This window comes from Mesorhizobium sp. 2RAF21 (genome assembly GCF_052115345.1).
Taxonomy (GTDB): Bacteria; Pseudomonadota; Alphaproteobacteria; order Rhizobiales; family Rhizobiaceae; genus Mesorhizobium; species Mesorhizobium terrae.
On the sequence record NZ_JBFRGM010000064.1, the window covers coordinates 1 to 371 of the forward strand.

Genomic DNA, 371 nt, shown 5'->3' on the forward strand with positions numbered 1-371 from the left:
CAATATCTGCATCCCTTTTCACTTGAGCAATTCGCGGTTTTCCGAGAGCATCAAGATATCCATTTTTATCACGTACTTCTTTAATTGTAAAAGATACGATGATAAGACCCATTTTTGCTAAATCTTGTGAAGCTACGCGCTGTACCTCTTGAGAAAATTTATCGCGGTTTTTATAAATCTCTTCAACCGTCATAGAACCTAGTATAGAACGTAAATGCCCTTCAAGTACTTCTTTAGCCTCATTTTCACGGTCTTCCTTAGACTTCCCTAAAAATTGTTCTGCTGCTGTAGCAATTTCACCAATAGAACCGCCAATTTTAATAATTGCGGTACCATCTGCCATAACAGGTACTCCTTGTTCTGTATAAACC

Annotated in this window: 1 protein-coding gene; it reads right to left on the reverse strand. The window is 38.0% G+C overall.

Going from position 1 to position 371, the window contains the following annotated elements; all coding sequences use genetic code 11:
* On the reverse strand, positions 1–371 hold a 371-nt coding region (locus AB4136_RS33390), incomplete at both ends, for a flotillin family protein (protein ID WP_441932357.1).